17 protein-coding genes and 2 pseudogenes are annotated in these 19699 nt (G+C 59.3%); 14 read left to right on the top strand and 5 right to left on the bottom strand.

Annotated elements, in window-relative coordinates; genetic code table 11:
- Positions 1-785: 785 nt before the first annotated feature.
- The 11 genes and pseudogenes from FRZ40_RS45800 to FRZ40_RS27680 all read left to right on the top strand — a co-directional run bounded on the left by FRZ40_RS45800 (position 786) and on the right by FRZ40_RS27680 (position 13091).
- Complete coding sequence (locus tag FRZ40_RS45800; protein WP_275671045.1) at positions 786-1394, top strand: AMP-binding protein; 609 nt, start codon at positions 786-788, stop codon at positions 1392-1394.
- Positions 1322-2359 (top strand): AMP-binding protein, encoded by a 1038-nt coding sequence (locus tag FRZ40_RS46195; RefSeq protein ID WP_275671044.1) that lies wholly within the window; start codon positions 1322-1324, stop codon positions 2357-2359. Before FRZ40_RS45800 ends, FRZ40_RS46195 begins: the two co-directional genes overlap by 73 nt.
- Complete coding sequence (locus tag FRZ40_RS27725) at positions 2352-5291, top strand: AMP-binding protein (protein WP_240057295.1); 2940 nt, start codon at positions 2352-2354, stop codon at positions 5289-5291. Before FRZ40_RS46195 ends, FRZ40_RS27725 begins: the two co-directional genes overlap by 8 nt.
- Positions 5292-5473: 182 nt before the next feature.
- Positions 5474-6169 carry a CBS domain-containing protein gene (locus tag FRZ40_RS27720; RefSeq protein ID WP_147236242.1) on the top strand — a complete coding sequence of 232 codons (696 nt, stop codon included), beginning with the start codon at positions 5474-5476 and terminating at the stop codon, positions 6167-6169.
- A gap of 48 nt (positions 6170-6217) precedes the next feature.
- Positions 6218-6494: pseudogene (locus tag FRZ40_RS27715) on the top strand (SET domain-containing protein); the annotation flags it as partial.
- 639 nt (positions 6495-7133) lie between these two features.
- Positions 7134-8576, top strand: coding sequence for a sialidase family protein (locus tag FRZ40_RS27710; protein WP_028364681.1), 1443 nt, complete (start codon positions 7134-7136; stop codon positions 8574-8576).
- A gap of 313 nt (positions 8577-8889) precedes the next feature.
- Positions 8890-9369, top strand: a complete 480-nt coding sequence (locus FRZ40_RS27705; protein WP_147236241.1) for a hypothetical protein — start codon at positions 8890-8892, stop codon at positions 9367-9369.
- A gap of 802 nt (positions 9370-10171) precedes the next feature.
- Positions 10172-11710: an IS21 family transposase gene (gene istA / locus FRZ40_RS27695; protein WP_147235074.1), complete on the top strand. Its 1539-nt coding sequence runs from the start codon at positions 10172-10174 to the stop codon at positions 11708-11710.
- Between the two features lie 9 nt (positions 11711-11719).
- Positions 11720-12478, top strand: coding sequence for an IS21-like element helper ATPase IstB (istB, locus tag FRZ40_RS27690; protein ID WP_137337201.1), 759 nt, complete (start codon positions 11720-11722; stop codon positions 12476-12478).
- A gap of 94 nt (positions 12479-12572) precedes the next feature.
- Positions 12573-12825 (top strand): annotated as a pseudogene (locus FRZ40_RS27685) (hypothetical protein); the annotation flags it as partial.
- Positions 12826-12869: 44 nt separating this feature from the next.
- Entirely contained in the window at positions 12870-13091 is a 222-nt protein-coding gene (locus FRZ40_RS27680; protein ID WP_147236240.1) for a COG4315 family predicted lipoprotein, read from the top strand.
- Positions 13092-13166: 75 nt separating this feature from the next.
- Here the strand turns inward: FRZ40_RS27680 and FRZ40_RS27675 are convergent, their stop codons facing one another.
- Positions 13167-14240 carry a medium chain dehydrogenase/reductase family protein gene (locus tag FRZ40_RS27675; protein ID WP_147236239.1) on the bottom strand — a complete coding sequence of 358 codons (1074 nt, stop codon included), beginning with the start codon at positions 14238-14240 and terminating at the stop codon, positions 13167-13169.
- Between the two features lie 654 nt (positions 14241-14894).
- On the opposite strand from FRZ40_RS27675, the gene FRZ40_RS27670 reads away from it, so the two are divergent.
- Entirely contained in the window at positions 14895-15278 is a 384-nt protein-coding gene (locus tag FRZ40_RS27670) for a pyridoxamine 5'-phosphate oxidase family protein (RefSeq protein WP_240057294.1), read from the top strand.
- 165 nt (positions 15279-15443) lie between these two features.
- Positions 15444-15821, top strand: a complete 378-nt coding sequence (locus tag FRZ40_RS27665) for a hypothetical protein (RefSeq protein ID WP_147236238.1) — start codon at positions 15444-15446, stop codon at positions 15819-15821.
- Positions 15822-16208: 387 nt separating this feature from the next.
- On the opposite strand, the gene FRZ40_RS27660 is transcribed toward FRZ40_RS27665, so the two are convergent.
- Positions 16209-16634, bottom strand: a complete 426-nt coding sequence (locus tag FRZ40_RS27660; protein WP_147236237.1) for a hypothetical protein — start codon at positions 16632-16634, stop codon at positions 16209-16211.
- Positions 16635-17527: 893 nt separating this feature from the next.
- On the opposite strand from FRZ40_RS27660, the gene FRZ40_RS27650 reads away from it, so the two are divergent.
- The gene (locus FRZ40_RS27650) at positions 17528-17782 is read left to right on the top strand and encodes a DUF2905 domain-containing protein (protein ID WP_147236236.1); all 255 of its coding nucleotides are present in this window, start codon (positions 17528-17530) and stop codon (positions 17780-17782) included.
- A gap of 53 nt (positions 17783-17835) precedes the next feature.
- On the opposite strand, the gene FRZ40_RS27645 is transcribed toward FRZ40_RS27650, so the two are convergent.
- The 3 genes from FRZ40_RS27645 to FRZ40_RS27635 form a co-directional block, all read right to left on the bottom strand.
- Positions 17836-18363 (bottom strand): hypothetical protein, encoded by a 528-nt coding sequence (locus tag FRZ40_RS27645; protein WP_147236235.1) that lies wholly within the window; start codon positions 18361-18363, stop codon positions 17836-17838.
- A 228-nt stretch (positions 18364-18591) separates the two neighbouring features.
- Entirely contained in the window at positions 18592-18909 is a 318-nt protein-coding gene (locus FRZ40_RS27640; RefSeq protein ID WP_028364690.1) for a hypothetical protein, read from the bottom strand.
- A gap of 330 nt (positions 18910-19239) precedes the next feature.
- Complete coding sequence (locus FRZ40_RS27635; protein ID WP_240057364.1) at positions 19240-19671, bottom strand: hypothetical protein; 432 nt, start codon at positions 19669-19671, stop codon at positions 19240-19242.
- Between the last annotated feature and the right edge of the window lie 28 nt (positions 19672-19699).

The following is a 19699-nucleotide window of genomic DNA, read 5'->3' as shown; positions in this document are numbered from 1 at the left end:
GAGGAGAATGTCATGCAACGATTCCTTGTTCCGCAACGCACTCTGCCGATAGCGTTAGCGATATGCGCGAGCCTGGCCGCACCGGCGAATAACTCGCCAGAATTTCAACTCATTCGCAACGAAATCGCGGCGAAGTAGACATATCGGCATACGATGGTCCCATCCCGAAGGGCGTAACCTGCTATGTCGCCACCGTTGTGATTATCGGTGGCGCCGCCCTTCTGCTCTGCTGGCACGCCATTTAAACTTCCGACGACCGGCTCCGCCAGACGGCGGGGACCGGATGCGAGGAACACTTTGCGTGGGGATAAGCCCAGACATCATGAGGGTCTTGATACACGTCAATCCATCCTGACACACGAAACCTATGCTAGGTCCATGGCGAAACACATGAGCTTTCTGGAGGTGTCATGTTGAAAAGCGCAGCAATCGTGGGCCTCTTGATACTGCCCGGAGCCTTCTTCGTCCTCGGACTGGCCTGCATTCATCCACGCCTTCGCAGGCAGATCGCCAGCCTCAGCGGCTTGTCAGCGCCATTGACCAGGGCGGGGCATGCCTACTCAGGGATCCGTGCAAGGCTGCCGTTGCATCGGGGGCACCCCGCCAGGAAGCCCCGGACCTGAAAAGCACAGGTGGCGCCTCAGTTGCACAGTCGTTATTGCGTCGGCGCCTGCCACATCGAGCACATCCCGCCAACCATGACTCACGCAGACACGATAGACCCCCATGGGGCCAAGCCGCCTGTCCCAGCTATCGATGCCACAAGCGTTCGGACGTTACCCGAAATGTTCGAACTGGCCTGCACGCGTTACGCCAGACGCCCGGCGTTCAGTTCATTCGGTCATACGATTGAATATCGGGACGTTGCGCGATATGTGCGCCAGTTCTCGCGGTTTCTCATCACCGAATTCAGACTTGAGCCGTCCGAGCGCGTGGCGCTCATCTTGCCGAACGGCTTGCCCTATGTAGTGGCTTTCTTTGGCGTACTCGACGCAGGCCTCGTCGTGGCAAATGTCAACCCTCTGGCGACACCCCGCGAGATCCAGATCCAGCTATCTACGGCGGCAGTTTCAGCGATCGTAGTGCTCGAGAATTTCGCCTGGAAACTCGACGATATTCTTGATGAGAATCAGGCGAACGCAGTGGTGTCCGTCGCGGTGGGCGATCTGCTTCCGCTGCGAAAGCGTGCCGCCATCGACTTTGTGCAGCGTGTCGTTCGAGACTCGATTCCCCAACAAAGCGCAGGTACTGGACATTCAGTGCCGCCTTGTCGCGCCAGTACCCCAATGCGCGAAATCAACCCTCTGCCTCCCTCGACGACGTGGCGCTGCTGCAGTTCACTGGAGGCACGACAGGCACCCCGAAGTGTGCAATGCTCACACACCGCAACCTGAGCTCCAACGTTGCTCAGATCCGCGCATGGCTGGGTGAGGCGTTTTGTTCTACGCCTCAGACCGTTCTCACGCCGCTGCCGCTGTTTCATATCTTCGCGCTGACAGCGAGTCTGCTGACGTTCGTCGAGCTTGGCGGACACAATGTGCTCGTGACGGATCCCCGCGATATCGCCGGGCTCGTAAGAACCTTGCGCCGCACGCGGCCCACCGCACTGTTAGGCGTGAACACGCTGTTTCGAGCCCTTCTCAATGCACCACATTTCCCGGCTATCGACTGGTCACGGCTGCGGCTGGTCATCGGTGGCGGCGCAGCGATTCATCCGTCCGTTGCCGCGCGATGGCAGACAGCAACGGGGATGCCGATCGTCGAAGGGTACGGGCTGACCGAGGCCTCGCCAGTCGTGTGTGTGAATCCGACGGATGCAAAGGATTTTTCCGGATCGGTGGGATATCCACTGCCTTCAACCGAAGTCAGCATTCGCGACGACGATGATGCCGTGGTCGCTGCGGGGAGTATCGGCGAAGTGTGGGTCCGGGGACCGCAGGTCATGCGCGGTTACTGGATGAACCCTGACGAGACGGCCAAGGTTATCTCGCACGATGGCTGGCTTCGCACGGGAGACGTTGGTTACTTCACTGCCACGCAAATGCTCGTGCTCGTGGATCGCAAGAAAGACGTCATCATCGTGTCAGGTTTCAAGGTGTATCCATCCGAAGTCGAAGACGTGGTGGCAGCGCTCCCCGGCATAACCGCCGCGGCCGCAGTCGGCGTGCCGGACGAGCGGACGGGACAGGCCGTGAAACTATTCGTCGTCCCGTCTTCGACAAGCCTCACTGCGGCTGAAGTGCGGGCGCATTGCCGCGCCAACCTGAGCAGCTACAAGGTTCCCAGGTTCGTCGAGTTCCGCGATACCTTGCCTCTCGACCAACTCGGCAAGGTACTGCGCCGTGTATTGATTGGATAAGCATGAGACACGGCGTAGGGAAACGACGATCGAATTCACCGAAGAGTGCAACTCCGTGATCCCGACGCCAAAGCGGTTACGAGACATGAAGGATGATGCTGCCTGCCGATCATCGGCCTACGCCCAGCGGATGCTCGAGATAGTCGACGCCTTCGCCGCAGAAATAAGTCCGGGTGGGTCCAGGCTGCCGGGTGCCACACTGGACAGCCAGTTTGAGCGTGATCTGGGGCTGGACAGTCTCGCTCGCACCGAACTGCTGACCCGCATCGAGAAAGCGCTCGGCGTGCGCTTTCCGCTTGATCTGTTCGGGCAGGCGAAAACGCCGGGTGATTTACTGCGCGCCCTCGAAGGGGAAACATCCGCCTGGCGGTCCAGATCCCGCATCGACACCGTCGACCTTAGCGTACCGGCCGGTGCGCTGGACCCGCCAACTGATGCAAGAACGCTGGTCGAAGCACTCCAGTGGCATGCATTGCGACGCCCCGAACGCACTCACATCGTGTTTCTCGACGAGGAGTCGTCGTCACACACGATGACCTACGCGGCGCTGCATGAGGCCGCCCTGCGGGTGTCGCTCGGGTTGCGCAAGCTCGGCGTCAATCCCGGAGATACCGTCGCACTGATGCTGCCGACGGGCAGTGACTATTTCGCATGCTTCGCCGGCATATTGCTCATTGGCGCCATCGTGGTGCCCGTCTACCCGCCCGCACAATCCGCACGGATCGACGATCACCTGGCGCGGCACGCGGCGATTCTTTCTGATGCGCGTGCACGGGTCATGATCGTGCCTTCACATGCATTTGGAGCCGGCCTTCTGGCCAAGGCCAGGATACCAACCTTGCATGAGATCGTTGCAGCACCGCAATTGATGGGCGAGGTGGATACCGAACAGTATGTCCCGCACGCTGACGACGTCGCACTGCTTCAATACACGTCCGGTAGCACCGGCACGCCTAAAGGCGTCGTGCTCACGCATGCGAACCTGCTCGCCAATATCCGGGCCATGGGTCAGACTGCCCGGATCGAGGAGCACGACATCTTCGCAAGCTGGCTTCCCCTGTATCACGACATGGGACTGATTGGAGCATGGTTCGGCCCGCTCTACTTCGGGATCCCACTGGTTCTGATGTCCCCGCTGACGTTTCTTGCGCGTCCGGCGCGCTGGCTGCAAACAATCAGTCATTACCATGCCACCATTACGGCAGCGCCCAACTTTGCCTATGAGCGCTGCACACGCAGGATCGAGGACGCCGATCTCGAAGCCGTCGATCTGACCTCGTTGCGCCTTGCATTTTGCGGCGCGGAGCCCGTCAGTGCGTCCACCATGCGCGCATTTGCTGCTCGCTTTGCCAGCCACGGGTTCAGGCAGACCGCCCTGACCCCTGTCTACGGTCTCGCAGAAAACACGCTTGGACTGGCATTTTCGGAGCCTGGCCGAGGCGTGCGGACAGACTGTATCAGTCGCGTCCGACTGGCTGACTCGCAGCGTGCAGCACAAGCGGAATCTCCTGATGACGTGCTCGAACTGGTGTCGAGTGGACGCGCGTTACCCGGCAACCAGATTCGTATTGTCGATGCCGGCCGTAATGAGGTACCCGAAAGAGCGGTCGGCAGAATTGAATTCCGCAGTCCCTCCGCGACCCGCGGGTATTTTCAGAACCCCGCTTTGACTGCACAGCTGATTCACGATAATTGGCTCGATACCGGCGATCTGGGATATATCGCCGATGAAGAGCTGTTTATCACGGGCCGCGTGAAGGATCTGGTGATTCGGGCCGGGCGTCACTTTTTTCCGTACGAACTGGAAGCAGCCGTTGGGCGTCTGCCTGGAGTACGAGCCGGTTGCGTTGCGGTGTGCGGAACACCCGACATTGAAACGGGCACCGATCGACTGCTCGTCATCGCAGAGACTCGTGCAACTGCTACCGCCACGCTCGCGACGATACGTACTGGCATCAACGAAGCCTCCGTGGCCCTGCTGGGCGCTCCGCCAGAGGAAGTCGCTCTGGTTCCACCGCACAGCATCCTCAAGACATCCAGCGGCAAGATCCGCCACGCTGCCACTCTGGATCTGTATCTGCGCAGTCGCGGACACCTTCTGCCACGCCCGCCATGGCGCCAGTGGCTCGACATCGGCGCGAACACCATACTGCCGATCGCCCGGCGGCTTCGAACTGCCGGCGGACGCTTCGCTTACGGTGCATGGTGCTGGATCAGCATCCTCCTTGTAGCGATACCCGCATGGTTGATGACTGTGTGGCACCCGGACGCAAAGCGAAACTGGAGGATTGCATCGCGCGCCGCACGACTCGCCCTGCGGCTGGCAGGCATTCGCGTGACCGTACGCGGCGTCGATCTCATTGACAGCGCACAGCCAGCTATCTTCGTTGCCAATCACGCGAGTTATCTGGACGGGCTCGTGCTACTCGCGGCCCTTCCCATCCCACTCGGTGTTGTCGCAAAGCGTGAACTCACCAGCGCGCCGCTTCTCGGCCGCTTCCTTCGCGCAATAGGCGTACGTTTCGTCGAACGCGCCGACTATCGGCGCATGGCCGACGACGAGCGCGAACTGGTAAAGCAGGCAATGGCCGGAACCTCGCTGCTCTTCTTCCCGGAAGCAACCTTCGTCAGATCCGCGGGTCTGCGGCAATTCCGGCTCGGCGCTTTTGTTACCGCGTGTGTTTCGCACCGGCCCATGATTCCTGTCGCGATCGCGGGTACGCGTGTTGTGCTGCCGGATGGGCAGTGGTTGCCAATGCGAGCCGGTATCACGATTACCGTGCTCCCAGCCCTGGCACCATCGGGCGAAGACATGAAGGCTGCTGCAGACTTGCGCGACGCCGCGCGCGCCGCAATCGCCGCCTGTTGTGGAGAAAGAGCATTGAGCGAAATTTCCCCACTGGAGATACCCGCTCACCACGACGCCATCTGACCGACGCGAGTACGACGCTTCGCTGCGCGACACGCTCCCACTTGATCTCGATCAAGCGAAGCATTCGTTGCTGCGTGGACCATACATCTTGACCCAGCCTGTTTCCGGTGAGCGCGGGTGCCGCGACAGCGCTTCTTCCGAATACAGTCCGCCAGAGGTTAAAACGTTGAAGGAGAGGATTCATGTGGGCGCGTGACGTGATGACAACGTCGGTCATTTTCGCTACCCCCGAGATGAGCGTACTAGAGGTCGCAAGGCTCCTTGTCGAACACTCGGTCAGCGCGGTGCCGGTTACGACTGCCGACGGCAAGCTGATTGGCATTGTCAGCGAGGGGGATCTGGTGCACCGTGGCGAGATAGGCACCGGCGGCCGGCGCCGCTCCTGGTGGCTGGAGTTTCTTGCATCTAGCCGTGAACTGGCTGGCGAGTATGTGAAAGAGCATGCTCAGACGGTGAAAGATCTGATGACTGTCGACGTCGTCACCGTAAACGAGGACACGCCTCTCTCGGAAGTTGCATCTCTGTTGGAGCGGCATCGCATCAAGCGCGTTCCGGTGTTAGAAGGCGGCAAGGTGACAGGTCTGGTAAGTCGCGCCGACCTCGTGCGTGCGCTCGCAAGCAGCACGCACGACAACAAACAGGAGCCGGTCGTACGCGCCGATGAAGAGATACGCGAGGCCATCTTGAATGCGATGTCTGGCCAGCGCTGGGCGCTATCGCGAGGGCAGGTGATCGTCAACGAAGGTGAGGTGCACCTGTGGGGTGTAATCCTTAGTGAGGAGGAGCGCAAAGCCGCGTGCATTGCGGCGCAAGGCGTCCCGGGCGTCAAACAGGTGATCAGCCACCTTGACTATCCGGTCGTACTCCCGTCGATGTGACCTCGCGAACGACCCGTTGGTCTGCCGCCCAACATGCAGCGCGCACACATAGACGGCAGCCGTGGCGGCAACAGCGCACGCTTCATCAACTACACGTGCGCCCCCGAACTGCGAGGCCATCGAGACCGGTCAGCGCGTCTTCATTCATGCGCTCGTCGACATTAAACCGGGCGACGAACTGTTCATCGACTGTGGGCTGACTGTGGATGAGGAGATCACAGTCGAGATCCGCGCCAATTATGCGTGTCGTTGCGCCGCTCCCACCTGCCGTCAGTCGATGCTCGCGGCCGAAGCGGATACCTCACGAGACTTTTCGGATGCCTGAGTACGACCTTGTTCAGCCGTTGGACCATGTCTATGCATTCAGCATGCATGTCGCTGGACGACGGGATCGAATCCTTCACGCCGATATTCTGTCCGGCGTTAAGCACGACAGTCGAACCGCCAACCACCGCGCCCGTGACATTCAGATCGTTGGTTGCGTCGAGCGCAAGCGTCGATGCCGCCTGAGCCAATCGGCCGAGGGCACTGCCGAACAGCCATAAGGGCTCAGCCGCGGACCGTCGCGTCTGCTTTCGCCCGCACTGGGAATGAGAGTGAATATCGCTTTCTGTTGTTACAAAAAACTCGCGCAAGGTCGTTTTCCAGAATCTAAAGTCCATTCCACACCTCTGACAAAACACCGCTTGTAAGAGGGGCGCTGTTATCCGCAAGGCAAACTCTGGATTAAAAGGAACGACGATCCGCTATCAGCATTTTGCTTGACCGAGCGCTGGCAGTGACCAGCGCTCGCGATGAGTAGCCGCTCACGCAGTAGCGAGCTGGTCAGCGAAGAGTTCGCAAAACAGGACGCGCCGATGATGTGATCTTTCAGTGGCGAGGCGAAGCATGCCAGCACGCGTCTTTCGCAACTGCCAGCAGGCTACGTTGAGTTGTTGCCGACCACATTGGAAAGGAGCCTTCCATGCGTTGCCACAAACCTCGTGTACTGTTGAGCGGCATCCCGCTCGCTGCTGTCCTGCTCACAACGATTTCCACCGTTCGGGCAGCACCCGTTCTCGTCTCCGGTCCGAGCATATTCGCCACTTGCACGATAGGTGGCCCCGGGACCAATTACGTGAACGCGGAGGTGGAGCCGTGGATTGCCGCCAATCCCGGAAACCCTTCGGCTCTTATCGGCGTGTGGCAACAGGACCGATGGGACAACGGCGGCGCACATGGCCTGGTCGCGAGTTCGTCAATCGACGGCGGTTACACCTGGGCCAAGCCGGCCGCACTCCCCTTTAGTGCATGCGCAGGCGGGACTGACTATGAGCGGGCGTCCGATCCTTGGGTGTCGATAGGCCCCGACGGAACAGCGTACGCCGTGTCTATCTCCTTCAATCAGTCCGACAACAGTAACGCGGTGCTCGCCTCTGTGTCGAAAGACGGCGGCCTGACGTGGGCCAAGCCGAGCACCATCATCGCGAATAACGAACCCAGCTTGCAGTTTTTCAATGACAAGGAGTCGGTGACGGCCAGTCCGATCACGGCAGGGGTCGCCTATGCAGTGTGGGATCGCCTTGAACTGCCGAATGCAAATCCATATGCAAACAGGCGTACGGCCGCTTTTCGGGGGCCGTCGCTGTTTTCGAAGACGACCGACGGCGGGGCCACATGGAGTCCGCCATCCGTAATTGTGTCGGTGCCTTCACGGCAGCAGACAATAGGCAATCAGATAGTCGTGAATTCGCAGACCGGAACGCTGTATGACTTCTTCAACCTCATCACTCCGCCATTCTCAAAGTCAGCAGGCAAGGTGGCTTTCATAAAATCGACCGACGACGGCGCAACTTGGACGAAGCCTGCAATTATCACCGGTTTGCAGACCGTCTCGGTGTTCGACCCGAACACGGGTGAAGCGGTGCGTTCAGGGGACGACATCCCCGAGCCGGCCATCGATCCGACAACCGGCCAGCTGTATGTGGTTTGGCAAGATTCCCGCTTCAATGGCGGCCACTACGACGAAATCGCCCTTTCCACTTCGAGCGACGGTGGCGTCACGTGGAGCGCTCCAACCCGCGTTAATACGGCTACCGGACGGCCAGCATTCAATCCGAGCATTCGTGTCAACTCGTCGGGGATCGTGGCAGTGACGTATTACGACTTTCGCAATCTTGCCGACGGCAACGTTGCGACCTTGCCGACCGATATCTGGCAAAAGACCTCGGCGGACAGAGGGGCAACGTTTAGCGACGACACACATCTGGCGGGCTCATTCGACCTCAAGACTGCGCCCAATGCCGAAGGCTTATTCGTCGGAGACTATCAGGGCCTGGCCGCCGCGGGCTCGCGCTTCCTGCCGTTTTTTGTGCAAACGAATACGGGCAATCTACTCAATCGCACAGACGTCTTTGCTCAGCCCTAGGTGTAATCGGGCGTAGCGAACTCTCCGCACGCAGCATGGCTCACATCGCTGCGTGCGAGATCACGATCGACCAGCGCACTCCGGAATGTAACGGCGGACAATTCCGCGACATCGGTGCGCGTCCACGCGCTGTCCCTTAAAGTCCCGAGGGCAAAGCATCTCGGCTCCCCTCGTAACCATCACAGAAGCGGCCTGGTTGCATATTGTGCCGACTGGTTACGCTTTGTCACCATAAAAGGTCAACGTTGGAGAATCGCCTAACGTTTACACGAGCAGCACTGCAGATCGTGGTGCATATTCAAGGGAGAATACTATGAAGAAAATCGTCGCAGCTCTTGCATCCGCCATGCTGGTCACCACAGTTTTCGCACAGACGGCAACGCCTTCGGACGCAAGTAAGGCGCAAATGAAAGCGAACAGCGAAAAGAGTGAAGCACAGGCTACCGCAAATAAAAAGAAAGCCGAAGCGCAGAGCGACGCGGACAAGGCTCAGGCGTCGGCGAATGAAGACAAGGCCTCAGCTCAAGCGGACGCTGACCAGAAAGCGGCAAAAATGCAGAAGGCAACAACGCCGAAAGAGGCTTCCGAGGCGCACACCGATGCAATGAAAGCGCAGTCAAAGGCCGACAAGAAGAAGCATGACGCACAGGCGAAGGCTGACCGGAAGAAAAACGAAGCGGCGAAGGACGCAAATGTGGCGCAGGCAAAGGCAGACAAGGAAAAAGTCGAAGCGCAGAACGATGCCAACAAGAAGGCTGCAGACGCCAAGGTCGACGCTGCCAAAAAGCAATAACGGGGGCGCGGGCGTCACTGCTCGCATCCAGTAAGTTCGATACCGTTTTGCGGGGCGAGCCGAAGTGCTCGCCTTCCGATTTTAACTGCCCAATCGAATTCGCCAGGTCCGGGAGCGGAAGGTCCGCTCTCGTTGTTTGCTGCGCACCACTCCTGCGAGTGGATTTCGCCCGACACACCGCCGCAGCTATAAACTTCGCCTGAATGTGTGCTACCTCTGCACGTCGTGTTTTCGAAAGTTGCAACGCGCAACGAAGTTGCCCCCGACTGCAAGGCAGTTTAGCGACTCACCCCTCTTACCCCTCGTGCTACTGAGCGCAGGTAGTCCGCGCCTACGAACAGCGGGACTATAACGGGGCCGTCTCGGGTCTCAATGCAATTTGCCTGTCATCAGTCAAGCTCCGGATGACCGCGAATTTAACGCGCAGTCCCAACGAAAACTCGTCGAGATCGACCCCGCGAACGATGCGACCGTCTCGCAAATCGATCTGCCGGGCGCATAGGGCAATCATCGCCTCTATATCGTTCCGCAACTCCACCTGGCATTCATCGCCTGTGAAGACAACGCGAAGCTGCTGGAGTTGAATCTGCTCACGAAACAGCTCGTCCAGTCTTTTGACGTGCGTATTTCACACCAAGCTGGACAGTGATTTCGCGGCAAGCTGGACAGGCATTTCACGCGAAGGTGGACACGGATTTCACGGCAAGCTGGACAGCGATTTCACACGAAGCTGGACAGTAACGCTCTGATGTAGCGACGCGGGTCAACCGTGGCACGCTCGACGATTTCGTCGAGAGGCCACATGGCATATCCAACGTTGACCATGCGTAAAATTCGTGAAGTGCTGCGCCTGCATTTCGACTGCGGGTTTAAGCAGCGTGAGATTGCCCGGGCAGTCGGTGCCTCTCCAACGACAGTCGGACAGTATGTGCGGCGCATGGAGCGCGCAGGGCTTACCTGGGCGGTGTCGGCGACGCTGTCCGACGATGAACTCGAAGCGCTGCTGTACCCGCCGCCACCACAGGTCGAGGGGCAGCGGCCCGAACCCCACTGGCCCACCGTCCGTCGCGAGCTCTCGCGCAAGGGCGTCACGCTGGATCTGCTGTGGAACGAGTACAAGGCCGAGCATCCGGACGGCTATGCGTACACGTGGTTCTGCACGCACTACAGCCAGTGGGCCAGCTCGTTGCCCCTGACATTGCGCCAGACGCACGCTCCGGGCGAGAAGCTGTTCGTCGACTACTCCGGCGACAGGGTCGCAATCATCGATGCGGCGACGGGCGAGATCCGTGAGGCGGAGCTCTTCGTCGCAGTGCTCGGCGCGTCGAACTACACGTACGCCGAAGCGACCTGGACGCAGCAGTTGCCGGACTGGATCGGCTCGCACGTGCGTGCGTTCGAATTCATCGGTGGCTGTCCTGAGATTGTCGTGCCGGATAACCTTAAGTCAGGCGTACACAAGCCCAGCTTCTATGATCCGCTGATCAATCGCACCTACGCAGCAATGGCCGCGCATTATTGCGTCACTGTCCTCCCGGCTCGCAGCGGGAAGCCCCGCGACAAGGCAAAGGTTGAACAGGGCGTACTCCTGGTCCAGCGCTGGATTCTCGCCCGGCTGCGCAAGCAGCGCTTCTTCAGTCTGGCCGAGGCGAACCGGGCAATCGCCGGATTGCTCGCCAGCCTGAACAACAAGGCCTTCAAGAAGCTGCCGGGTTCGCGCCGCAGCGCCTTCGAGGAACTTGACCGTCCGGCGCTCAAGGCGTTGCCTGTGCTGCCGTACCAGTACGCCGACTGGAAGGTCGCCCGCGTCGGCATCGACTATCACGTCGAACTGACTGGTCATTACTACTCGGTCCCACATCGCTTTGCGCGCGAACAGGTTGACCTTCGTTACACCACATCGACGGTCGAGATCTTCCATCGCGGCAAGCGTATCGCCGCGCACGCAAAGAGCGACCGGCGCGGCGCCCATACCACGCTCAATGAACACATGCCCGCTAACCATCAGGCCGTCACTGGCTGGGACCCACAGCGCCTGCGCAACTGGGCGGACAGCATCGGCCCATACACCGCCGCAGTCATCGAGCATCTGCTGGGCGGTCGCCAGCATCCGCAGCAGGCCTATCGCACCTGTCTTGGTGTGCTTCGGCTCGCAAAGGACTATGGCAACGAGCGACTTGAGGTGGCCTGCTGCCGCGCCATCGATCTCAAAGCGCCGGGGTACAAGTTCATCGCCTCAACGCTGAAGAACGGTCTGGATCAGCAACCCTCGCCGACATCTGCACAGGCCGACTTACCGCTTACGCACGCCAACGTGCGTGGGCCCAACTACTACCATTGAAGGAGAAATATGCTCAGACATCCGACCATCGAGAAGCTGCACGAGCTACGCCTGAGCGGCATGGCCGCCGCGCTCACCGAGCAGCAGGGACTCGCCGACATCGAAGCAATGAGCTTCGAGGAACGACTGGGTCTGCTTGTTGAGCGAGAGTCCAGCGTGCGCGAATCACGGCAGACGACGGCGCGGCTACGCCGCGCAAAACTGAAGTTCCCCGATGCCGTGCCCGAGGACATCGACTACCGCTCGGCACGGGGACTCGACCGCAGTCTCATCGGCCAGCTGCTGACGTGCAACTGGATTCGCGAGCGCAACAGCACGGTGATCATAGGCGCCACCGGTCTTGGCAAGACCTGGCTGTCTTGTGCACTGGCCAACCAGGCATGCCGTCAGGGCTTCTCAACGCTGTATCTGAAAATGCCCCGGTTGAACGAGGATCTTGCCATTGCCCACGGTAGTGGCCGCTACGCACGCCTGCTGGCGCAGTGGGCAAAGACGGACGTCCTGCTGATGGATGACTTCGCGATGGCGCCCATGAGCGACGGCGCCGTGCGCGACCTGCTGGAGATTCTTGATGATCGTCACGGCCACCGTTCGACGCTTGTGACAAGTCAGATTCCAATTGAGAACTGGCACGCGGTACTCGGGGATCCGACGCTCGCCGACGCCATTCTCGATCGACTCGTGCACAACACCTATCGCGTCAATCTCAGCGGCGAGTCGATGCGCAAACACAAAAAGAGTTTGACCGACAAACCCCGATCAGAGTAAAAATCGGAAACCCCGCGTCGCTGCGCTCCGACTGTCCAGCTTCGCGCGAATCAGCCGTCCACCTTCACGCGAAACGCGTGTCCAGCTTCCACGAATTACGCATTTTGACGTGGGCGGCGATCCTGACGTACTCGCATTCGATTCCGCCATGGGCGCTCTATGTTGCCGGTGAAGCAGGCATCGTCTCGATGTTCGCCGTTGGCTCCTCAGCCGTGTCGAAGATCGGTGACGGCAGCATCGGTCCCAACGCGCAAGTGATAGGCGTCGATCCATCGACGCATCGCGTCTATTTCCCGCTGAAGAACGTCGACGGGCGTCCGGTGCTTCGTGTGATGGCGCCGCGGTGAAATTCGCCGTCTTCGGGAAACGAACGTCATGAAGGAGGATAGATATGAAAGCGCTCACGATGCTCGCGGGACTTCTTGCCGCGACATCAGCCCTCGCTGCTGGCCCACACACAAGTGGCGGAATGCTGGTCGACGAGCATGGGATGACCTTATATGTATTCGACGGAAAGGGAATGCCAGATGCCAAAGCCTGCGAAGCGGACTGCGACAAAAACTTCCCGCGCCAGCACTCGCCGCGCCAGGCGACAAACCGTCAGGCGATCTGACGACGCTGAACCGCCGCTCCGGCGAGCCACTGCAAGGACCGTTTTCAAGTGCACAGCTGACGCCGCATACCGTTCCTATACCGCGCCCGATGCAGAACCGGATCCATTGCACACGAGCACGATCTTGCCTGTCACGCCCTCCTTGCCGAGCAGCTCCTGCGCGCGTCGTGCCTCTGCAAGGGGAATGCGCTGCGCGATGAGCGGCTTAATCTTCCTCTGCTGCAGAAGATCAAGCAGGGTCGTCAAATCCTGTCGAAACAACGCCGGTTTTAGCCGTTTGAGCCACTGGATGCTGTACGGGATCACCCGTTTCCGGCCCGGCAATAGAAAGCCGCCAGCAATGTACAACCCAAAAATGGCGATCGCACCGAAGCGATTACGACGGCCTGGACCTGGACGAGCTGAAACTAATCTACCGTCACGCAGAGAGGAGGTTAGGCCGTATGCGATTACCGTCCCGCCAGAACGGAGAGCCTTGCGGGAACGCCAAATGTGGGTACCGCCGATCCCCTCAAAGACGACGTCCACGCCGTCCCCGGTGAGGCGGCGAATTTCCTCAACAAAGTCGAGCTGGCGGTAATCAATTGGGATACCGCCTAAATCTGAAACGGTCGACGCCCCACGCGATGAACAGGTACCGTACATCTCCAGTCCGGCGAGACGCCCGAGTTGCAACAGTGCCGTGCCGACACCACCTGCCGCGCCGTGGATCAGGACGCGCTGGCCCCGTCTGACCTTTGCGGAGCGATGCAGCATCTGATAGGCCGTAACATAGTTGAGCACGAGGCTGACAGCCTCAGCAGCATCCAATCCTGGTGGCACAGGAACCAGTTCGTTTTTCGGCAGGCACACATACTGCGCGTACGCGCCACTGATCGGCAGCGCGGCGATCATCTGGCCGGGTTCGATTCCGGAGACGCCACGGCCGAGCCGATCCACCACGCCCACCAGATCCCACCCAGGCGTGAAAGGCAGTCGTGGCGTTTCGGGATGAATGCCCTCGCGCATCATCAGGTCGGGCAAGCTGACACCAGCAGCCAGCACTTTCACCCTCACCTCACCATCGTTCGGCTCGGGGCACTCCTCCTCAACCACCCTGAGTGCTTCGGGACCACCGTACTGAGTCACGATGATACGTGTGTGTCTCATAGGCACCTTCCCCGCTTGCCGAGTGCTTGATCTCGCGAGCGCCAAGAATAGATCCAGGCGACGGGGCACCAATTCTCAAGCTACCCGCTAGCTCCCACGCCTCATTGATGCAGGTCAATCTCTTAAGAAGTACACCGTCGCAGCGATCTTGACTCGCCGGGCGATAGATTCTTCCGATCCTGGCGGGTAATCGAATTCCCTTGAGCCTCGGACCGAAAACGACGGCTGGTTAGAAGCAGGTTTGCCTCGCGGCTTTGCAAGGTCTTCGTGATCAGGACCAGTTCGGCCGGCCCGCATACGGGTTGTTGCGCGATATGGGGAATGCACGTTTCGCGCATCTGTATAGCGACGTGCCGCGCTCTGGAGTTGATCTCGCGGCTGTTAGTCAGCTTACCGATCGCGTGGCCTCCAACCCGCACCGGACGCCCCAAACCGACATCACGAGCGCCGAGTGGGCGCAGCAGCGTATCGCCAGCGTTCCGCGCGTCGGGTTTCCGCGTTCGCCAACGATGCGAAGACAGCATTCGACTGCAACAAAGCACTACCGCGAGGGCCGTGTGCCCTGAAGTCGGTAAGGGCTTGCCATTGACACCGGTCAAGAGCCAGATGACGCAATAGTCCATGCTAGGTTTGTTTCGAATCGGGAGACGATCCATGAATGAACAGATCAAAGAAAGAATACTGGCACTGCTGGATCAGCACCGGATCATGACGATTGCCACGCTAAGGCCGGACGGTTGGCCGCAGGCGACGACGGTAGGCTACGTGAGTGAGGGACTCACGCTCTACTTTCTTTGCGGTCTGGACAGTCAGAAGGCGAACAATCTGGCCCGGGACGATCGCGTCTCGCTTACGATAGATCACGACACTTCAGATCTGATGGCAATTACTGGTTTGTCCATGGCGGCGCACGCGCAACCAGTGACCGATCGCACTGAAGCGGAAAAGGTCTTGAGGATGCTGCCGCTCAAGTATCCGGACCAGATTTCCCTGCCAATGCCAATGCCGTCCCCGAGGAAGTCCGAATATTCCGCGTAACTCCGATAGTTATTTCCGTGCTCGACTATTCGAAAGGCTTCGGGCACACCGATCTCTTTACTTGTTGAACGTTTCATGACATGAGCGTGGATCGCGATGACGCGGTGCTCCGGTAGTTGGATCAAGTGGGCAGTCACCTGTGCCAAAGCTGGCTGCGCTTATGCGATGAGTGTTTTCGCGATCGGATTTGCCCTCGGAGCGATCCGCGTCCTGCTGCTTGTTCCGCGCTTTGGTGATACGGTCGCCGTATTGCTGGAAGCGCCGGTCATACTTGCCATCAGCTGGCGGATGTCACGATGGAGCGTGAAAAAACGCGGCTTGATGACCGATACGGGAGGAGCGTTGCTGATGGGGACAATCTCCTTTGCCGTCTTGATGTCTGCAGAATTTGTTACTGCGGTGACTTGCTTCAATCGGACTGTGGCAGAGTACTTCGCTGGCTTCTGGTCTGTGCCCGGAGCGATCGGACTCGCGGCCCAACTTTGCTTTGCCAGCTTTCCGTTCCTGCAGGCCACCAATAGTCGAATTGCATCTGGCAGGTGAACGCGTTTGCCGAAGCCGGGCGGGGGAAGGTCCGTTGGCTGCGCGAAGCTGACCTTCGAATGTCGAGCCGACAGCGGAGTCGAGCGGCCGCATATGGCCGACTGCACGCATTCGTCGCCTTGGCCGATCCCGGACCGAAGGCAAACGCAGCAAAACGACCTGAGGCGGATCTTCGGCATTCTCGTTAGCGGACGGTCGTAGCCCCCTGTTGGCGCCGGCAAAGTTACAGACCACGCAGAAGTTTCGGCATCGAAGTTTCATCAAGCACATCGGCAGCGCAGTTCAGACTGCCCTGCAATGACCACTGAGCGGTTACCTGAGACGCTCGCGTCGCGAGAGAACCCTCGATGTGACCTCACAAAATCGCGAGCTATTTCAGCACACCGTTCAAGGCATGAGCACGCACTTCTTTTTCCCAGGCTGAAGGAGAATTCTCGTTGCGATAGGACCGCTGCAGTATTTCACCTGGTCCAGCTTCGACATATCGAACAGGAAGCCACGCGCCGTCTTTGTGACCGTCACAACATCACCGTCCAGCATCGGGTACGTAGTCGTAGTACCGGAGACGATGGGTGTACCCCTGACCAGGCTGGAATCTATGGTGCAATTCGTCGCGAGACCCTGCGTGGGAACGCTAGACAGATACGAAAAGCTGACGATGACACCATTGGACTGCTTCACCTCAAGATCGTGAGACACCTCTTTCTGGTCAACAGAGCATTCGAGACTGTTCGGGTCTTTGACTGCCGCTTGCGCATTGCCAGCAAGCACAATTGCCACACAAAGCGCAATTCCAGTTCTCTGCACAATCATGTTCCTTTCACGTCCTTGGCGATATCTGCGATGCTCTTCGCCGCCGCCACAAGAATAAAACGAATGAACCATTGGCCGGATTTTAAAAAATCTTTAAATGGGAATCGAGAAAGGTTAAATATGCGCAAGACATTTTACGTGTCGCGAAAATTTTACTTTTGGTTTATGTACCCGGCAATGCATACCGAGTACTCTCGCGCGAAAACGGGGCTAACGGACGCATCGCGGCAAATCAAGCCGCACGCGCGCCGTGCGCTCTCATAGCCGATTCGATCTGTTGCGACGCCGTCGTCGCCGGATGCAACCGGCAGCTCGGCGCAACGATCGGCTCGATAGAAACGACGTCGATAACGAATATCGTCGAGAAGGGAAACCTCGGTCCAGTCAGATCAACGAGAGGACGCGCAAGTGATTCGAAATCGCCGTCGCGATTTGTGGCAAGTCGGGCTCTACTTTTGGCCTTGAAACCCTTCTGGACGGAAGGGTCGAGGAAGCTCACGCATCCCGCAGTGTTCGAGGCAATGTTTCTCGCACTGCCTGGCGAGGCGATATTGGCAATCAGAAGACGATTGGGACCATCAGCGCAAGGGATTCCGCTGTAGCCAGCCAGCACAAAACGCTTCTATTCATCGCTGACAGACCCGTTTCGTCGATCATCTTGGGACCTCCCGTGGGAAAGGCCAATCGAGCATTGTCAGCGATTCATGTCATCGCGTCGAATGGCTCTTATTGGCCCAGAGCCCCAGTTCCGTGAACGTTCTACAGAACTGACATTGGAGTCTTAAACCGCAGCTTGCCGGGGAGGTGGTTGAACGCCTACCACCGCCCGATCAACTGCCGTTCGCATCTTAGTCAAAGGGTCAATCGAGCGTCAGCTACGCTTCAAAACCGGCATGAAATTGGACGGCACTCAACCTGAGCGGGACCGGCCTATCAATGTCGCAGGTCTCGGGTGGCGGTGGCTGTCCCGGCTTCCACTGGGGCGTTTTCCCGGCGACATCGACATTGTGCGGCCGGGGTTCAGCTTCCATTTCCAGATCGTGACGTGCGTCGTCATTTCAGTCGTTTTGTCGATCCTGATCTGGCTGTTCAGGCGAGGAGTCCGAGACGCCCGTTCACAGGAAAACGGCCGCAGCCCCGCTAATTGACGCAAGCGATCTGCGGCCGCTGCCTTAACTAGCCGACTCACTGACTGGAAGCATCAGCCAGTCGCCGAGCCCGTTCCACCTACCTCGGCCTCCTTCCTCTCAAGGCGCAGATACATATCGGCCGCGACTAACCCGAACACGATATGGCAGATAAAGCTCACCCACTCGCGGGCCTCCGCGAACCACGGGAAAAACGCAGTCATACCGTAGAAATTGACCAGATAAACGGCCACGCCGAACAGCCCGCCGGCGAGCGACGCCATTCCGACGCTCGAATCGAGGCTGAATGGTGCCATGATTACCGCGAGAATGACGGCGAAAACGATCGCTAGCACGAAGTGGACAATCAGCGCCGCCAGCATGATGCCGGCGTCAAAGGTTGCTGGCTGTATCAGCGCATCGCGACCAAGGACGATCGCCGCGATCATCCGTGGCGGCCCCCACGGGCTCCGCCCCATCGCCCACATCGCGAGGAGCTCGAGCGCGAGAAACACAGCGCCTGCAACGCAGCCGCCAATCGCCGCTGCGCGCCAGTCCGGTATGCGGCGCGCAAAATGATGCGAATGCATGTGAAGTTCCATGATGACCTCCTTGAGTGCGGCATATTTCGTACCGCTCTCACTAGATATTTTAGGAAAACCTGGAAGAACGTGCCGCGACGCTCCGGATCGCGCGCCGGCTGGGCTTGCGCACAGGCCATTGGGCCAGGCCGACCTGAAAAACGATTCAATGGAGCTTACCGTTCGGTGGGGAGAAGCTAATGCACCCGAGGCACCCGAGCGCCTCCTCGTGTGCGCGCCGGACGAGATTCAGCGTCTGGGCCCCTTCATGCCTTCGGATTCTGCTGCGGCATTGCGCTCCTCGCTTGCCTCGATAGGGTCCATGCTCTCTTCGACGGAAGCTGACGCGCGCTCCGTGAGTGCCCGGGCGTCGTCGACGGTCTCGTCGAATCCTTCATCGTCGCCGACGGGAGGAGCCAACATGTCGTGAAGCATCGCCTCCAGTTCTGGCGTGTCCCACGGTATGCCGCACTGCATTTTCTTCTTTATGTAGTGCTTGACTTCCGCATCCTGCTCAGCAGTCAGCGGAAGACTGCGAAAAGTACTTTGAGGAGTGGCGTCGGCCATGATTTTCCTCCACGGTCTCTCACATTTCGAGTGTAGCGCTGTTGTGATCAAGTGTCCTTAACGATCAGATCACATTGACCATGGCACGCGTGTCATTGCGGCGCTGCCGCCTGCCGCCGGTCAATGCTCACCGGCGCAGCGGACTCCCCGCGTGACTTGTCGGATGCCTGATTCGACCCCGATGCAGCCGTCTGAACCTGAGTCGGCTCAACGGCCGCCTCCAGGCTCAGAAGAAGGAGGCGCGGGGCACGGCCCACGTCCCTTTACCGTTGTTTTAACGAGTGTTCCGCAGATCGTCTTCGCCGGGCGAGTGGTCGCGCCTGGCGGGTTTCAACCGGTGCGACTGCACCGGATCGCCCAGAACAACGCAATGACGAGAAAGACAGCGCATGAACCCCACTGGGTCACGATACTTGTCCACGCCAGCGCAGGATTGGCTGGGGCTTCGGCGTGGCCAGCCAGATACAGGAGGCTGCCCGCCGCAAGCTGCGCCTCCTTTTCGACTATCCACCATTTCAACGTCAGGACGATCGACGCGAGTCCGCTGCCAACAAGAACCGCCCCCAGAAATGGATCGCTATGCGTTCGCTCATCTCCCGGTCCAAGCTGGCGACCGACGATACATACGACGGCCACAACGGCGAGGACCGACAGCAAGACAAACCAGCGCGGAAATCGCATTCCAATCGCGACCAGATACCCGGCAAACGTGACAAGTTGCGGCCATGTCTGGCGCACGAGTGCCTTGCAGGTTGCTTTCACGCGCTCCAAAGCCTGTCTCCCGCAAGAG

This window comes from Paraburkholderia azotifigens (assembly GCF_007995085.1).
Lineage (GTDB): Bacteria > Pseudomonadota > Gammaproteobacteria > Burkholderiales > Burkholderiaceae > Paraburkholderia > Paraburkholderia azotifigens.
The sequence above is the reverse complement of the archived record's forward strand: the minus strand, read 5'-3'. Positions and strand labels throughout refer to the sequence as shown.

Excerpts from the sequence above, each read along its gene's own strand:
- FRZ40_RS27675 (WP_147236239.1), bottom strand. The coding sequence starts at position 14,240 with ATGAGACACACACGTATCATCGTGACTCAGTACGGTGGTCCCGAAGCA.
- FRZ40_RS27645 (WP_147236235.1), bottom strand. The coding sequence starts at position 18,363 with ATGGAACTTCACATGCATTCGCATCATTTTGCGCGCCGCATACCGGAC.
- FRZ40_RS45800 (WP_275671045.1), top strand. The coding sequence starts at position 786 with ATGTTCGAACTGGCCTGCACGCGTTACGCCAGACGCCCGGCGTTCAGT.
- istB (WP_137337201.1), top strand. The coding sequence starts at position 11,720 with ATGCTCAGACATCCGACCATCGAGAAGCTGCACGAGCTACGCCTGAGC.
- FRZ40_RS27665 (WP_147236238.1), top strand. The coding sequence starts at position 15,444 with ATGAGTGTTTTCGCGATCGGATTTGCCCTCGGAGCGATCCGCGTCCTG.
- FRZ40_RS27660 (WP_147236237.1), bottom strand. The coding sequence starts at position 16,634 with ATGATTGTGCAGAGAACTGGAATTGCGCTTTGTGTGGCAATTGTGCTT.
- FRZ40_RS27720 (WP_147236242.1), top strand. The coding sequence starts at position 5,474 with ATGTGGGCGCGTGACGTGATGACAACGTCGGTCATTTTCGCTACCCCC.
- FRZ40_RS27640 (WP_028364690.1), bottom strand. The coding sequence starts at position 18,909 with ATGGCCGACGCCACTCCTCAAAGTACTTTTCGCAGTCTTCCGCTGACT.
- FRZ40_RS27650 (WP_147236236.1), top strand. The coding sequence starts at position 17,528 with ATGAAATTGGACGGCACTCAACCTGAGCGGGACCGGCCTATCAATGTC.
- FRZ40_RS27680 (WP_147236240.1), top strand. The coding sequence starts at position 12,870 with ATGAAAGCGCTCACGATGCTCGCGGGACTTCTTGCCGCGACATCAGCC.
- FRZ40_RS27705 (WP_147236241.1), top strand. The coding sequence starts at position 8,890 with ATGAAGAAAATCGTCGCAGCTCTTGCATCCGCCATGCTGGTCACCACA.
- FRZ40_RS27670 (WP_240057294.1), top strand. The coding sequence starts at position 14,895 with ATGAATGAACAGATCAAAGAAAGAATACTGGCACTGCTGGATCAGCAC.
- istA (WP_147235074.1), top strand. The coding sequence starts at position 10,172 with ATGGCATATCCAACGTTGACCATGCGTAAAATTCGTGAAGTGCTGCGC.
- FRZ40_RS27710 (WP_028364681.1), top strand. The coding sequence starts at position 7,134 with ATGCGTTGCCACAAACCTCGTGTACTGTTGAGCGGCATCCCGCTCGCT.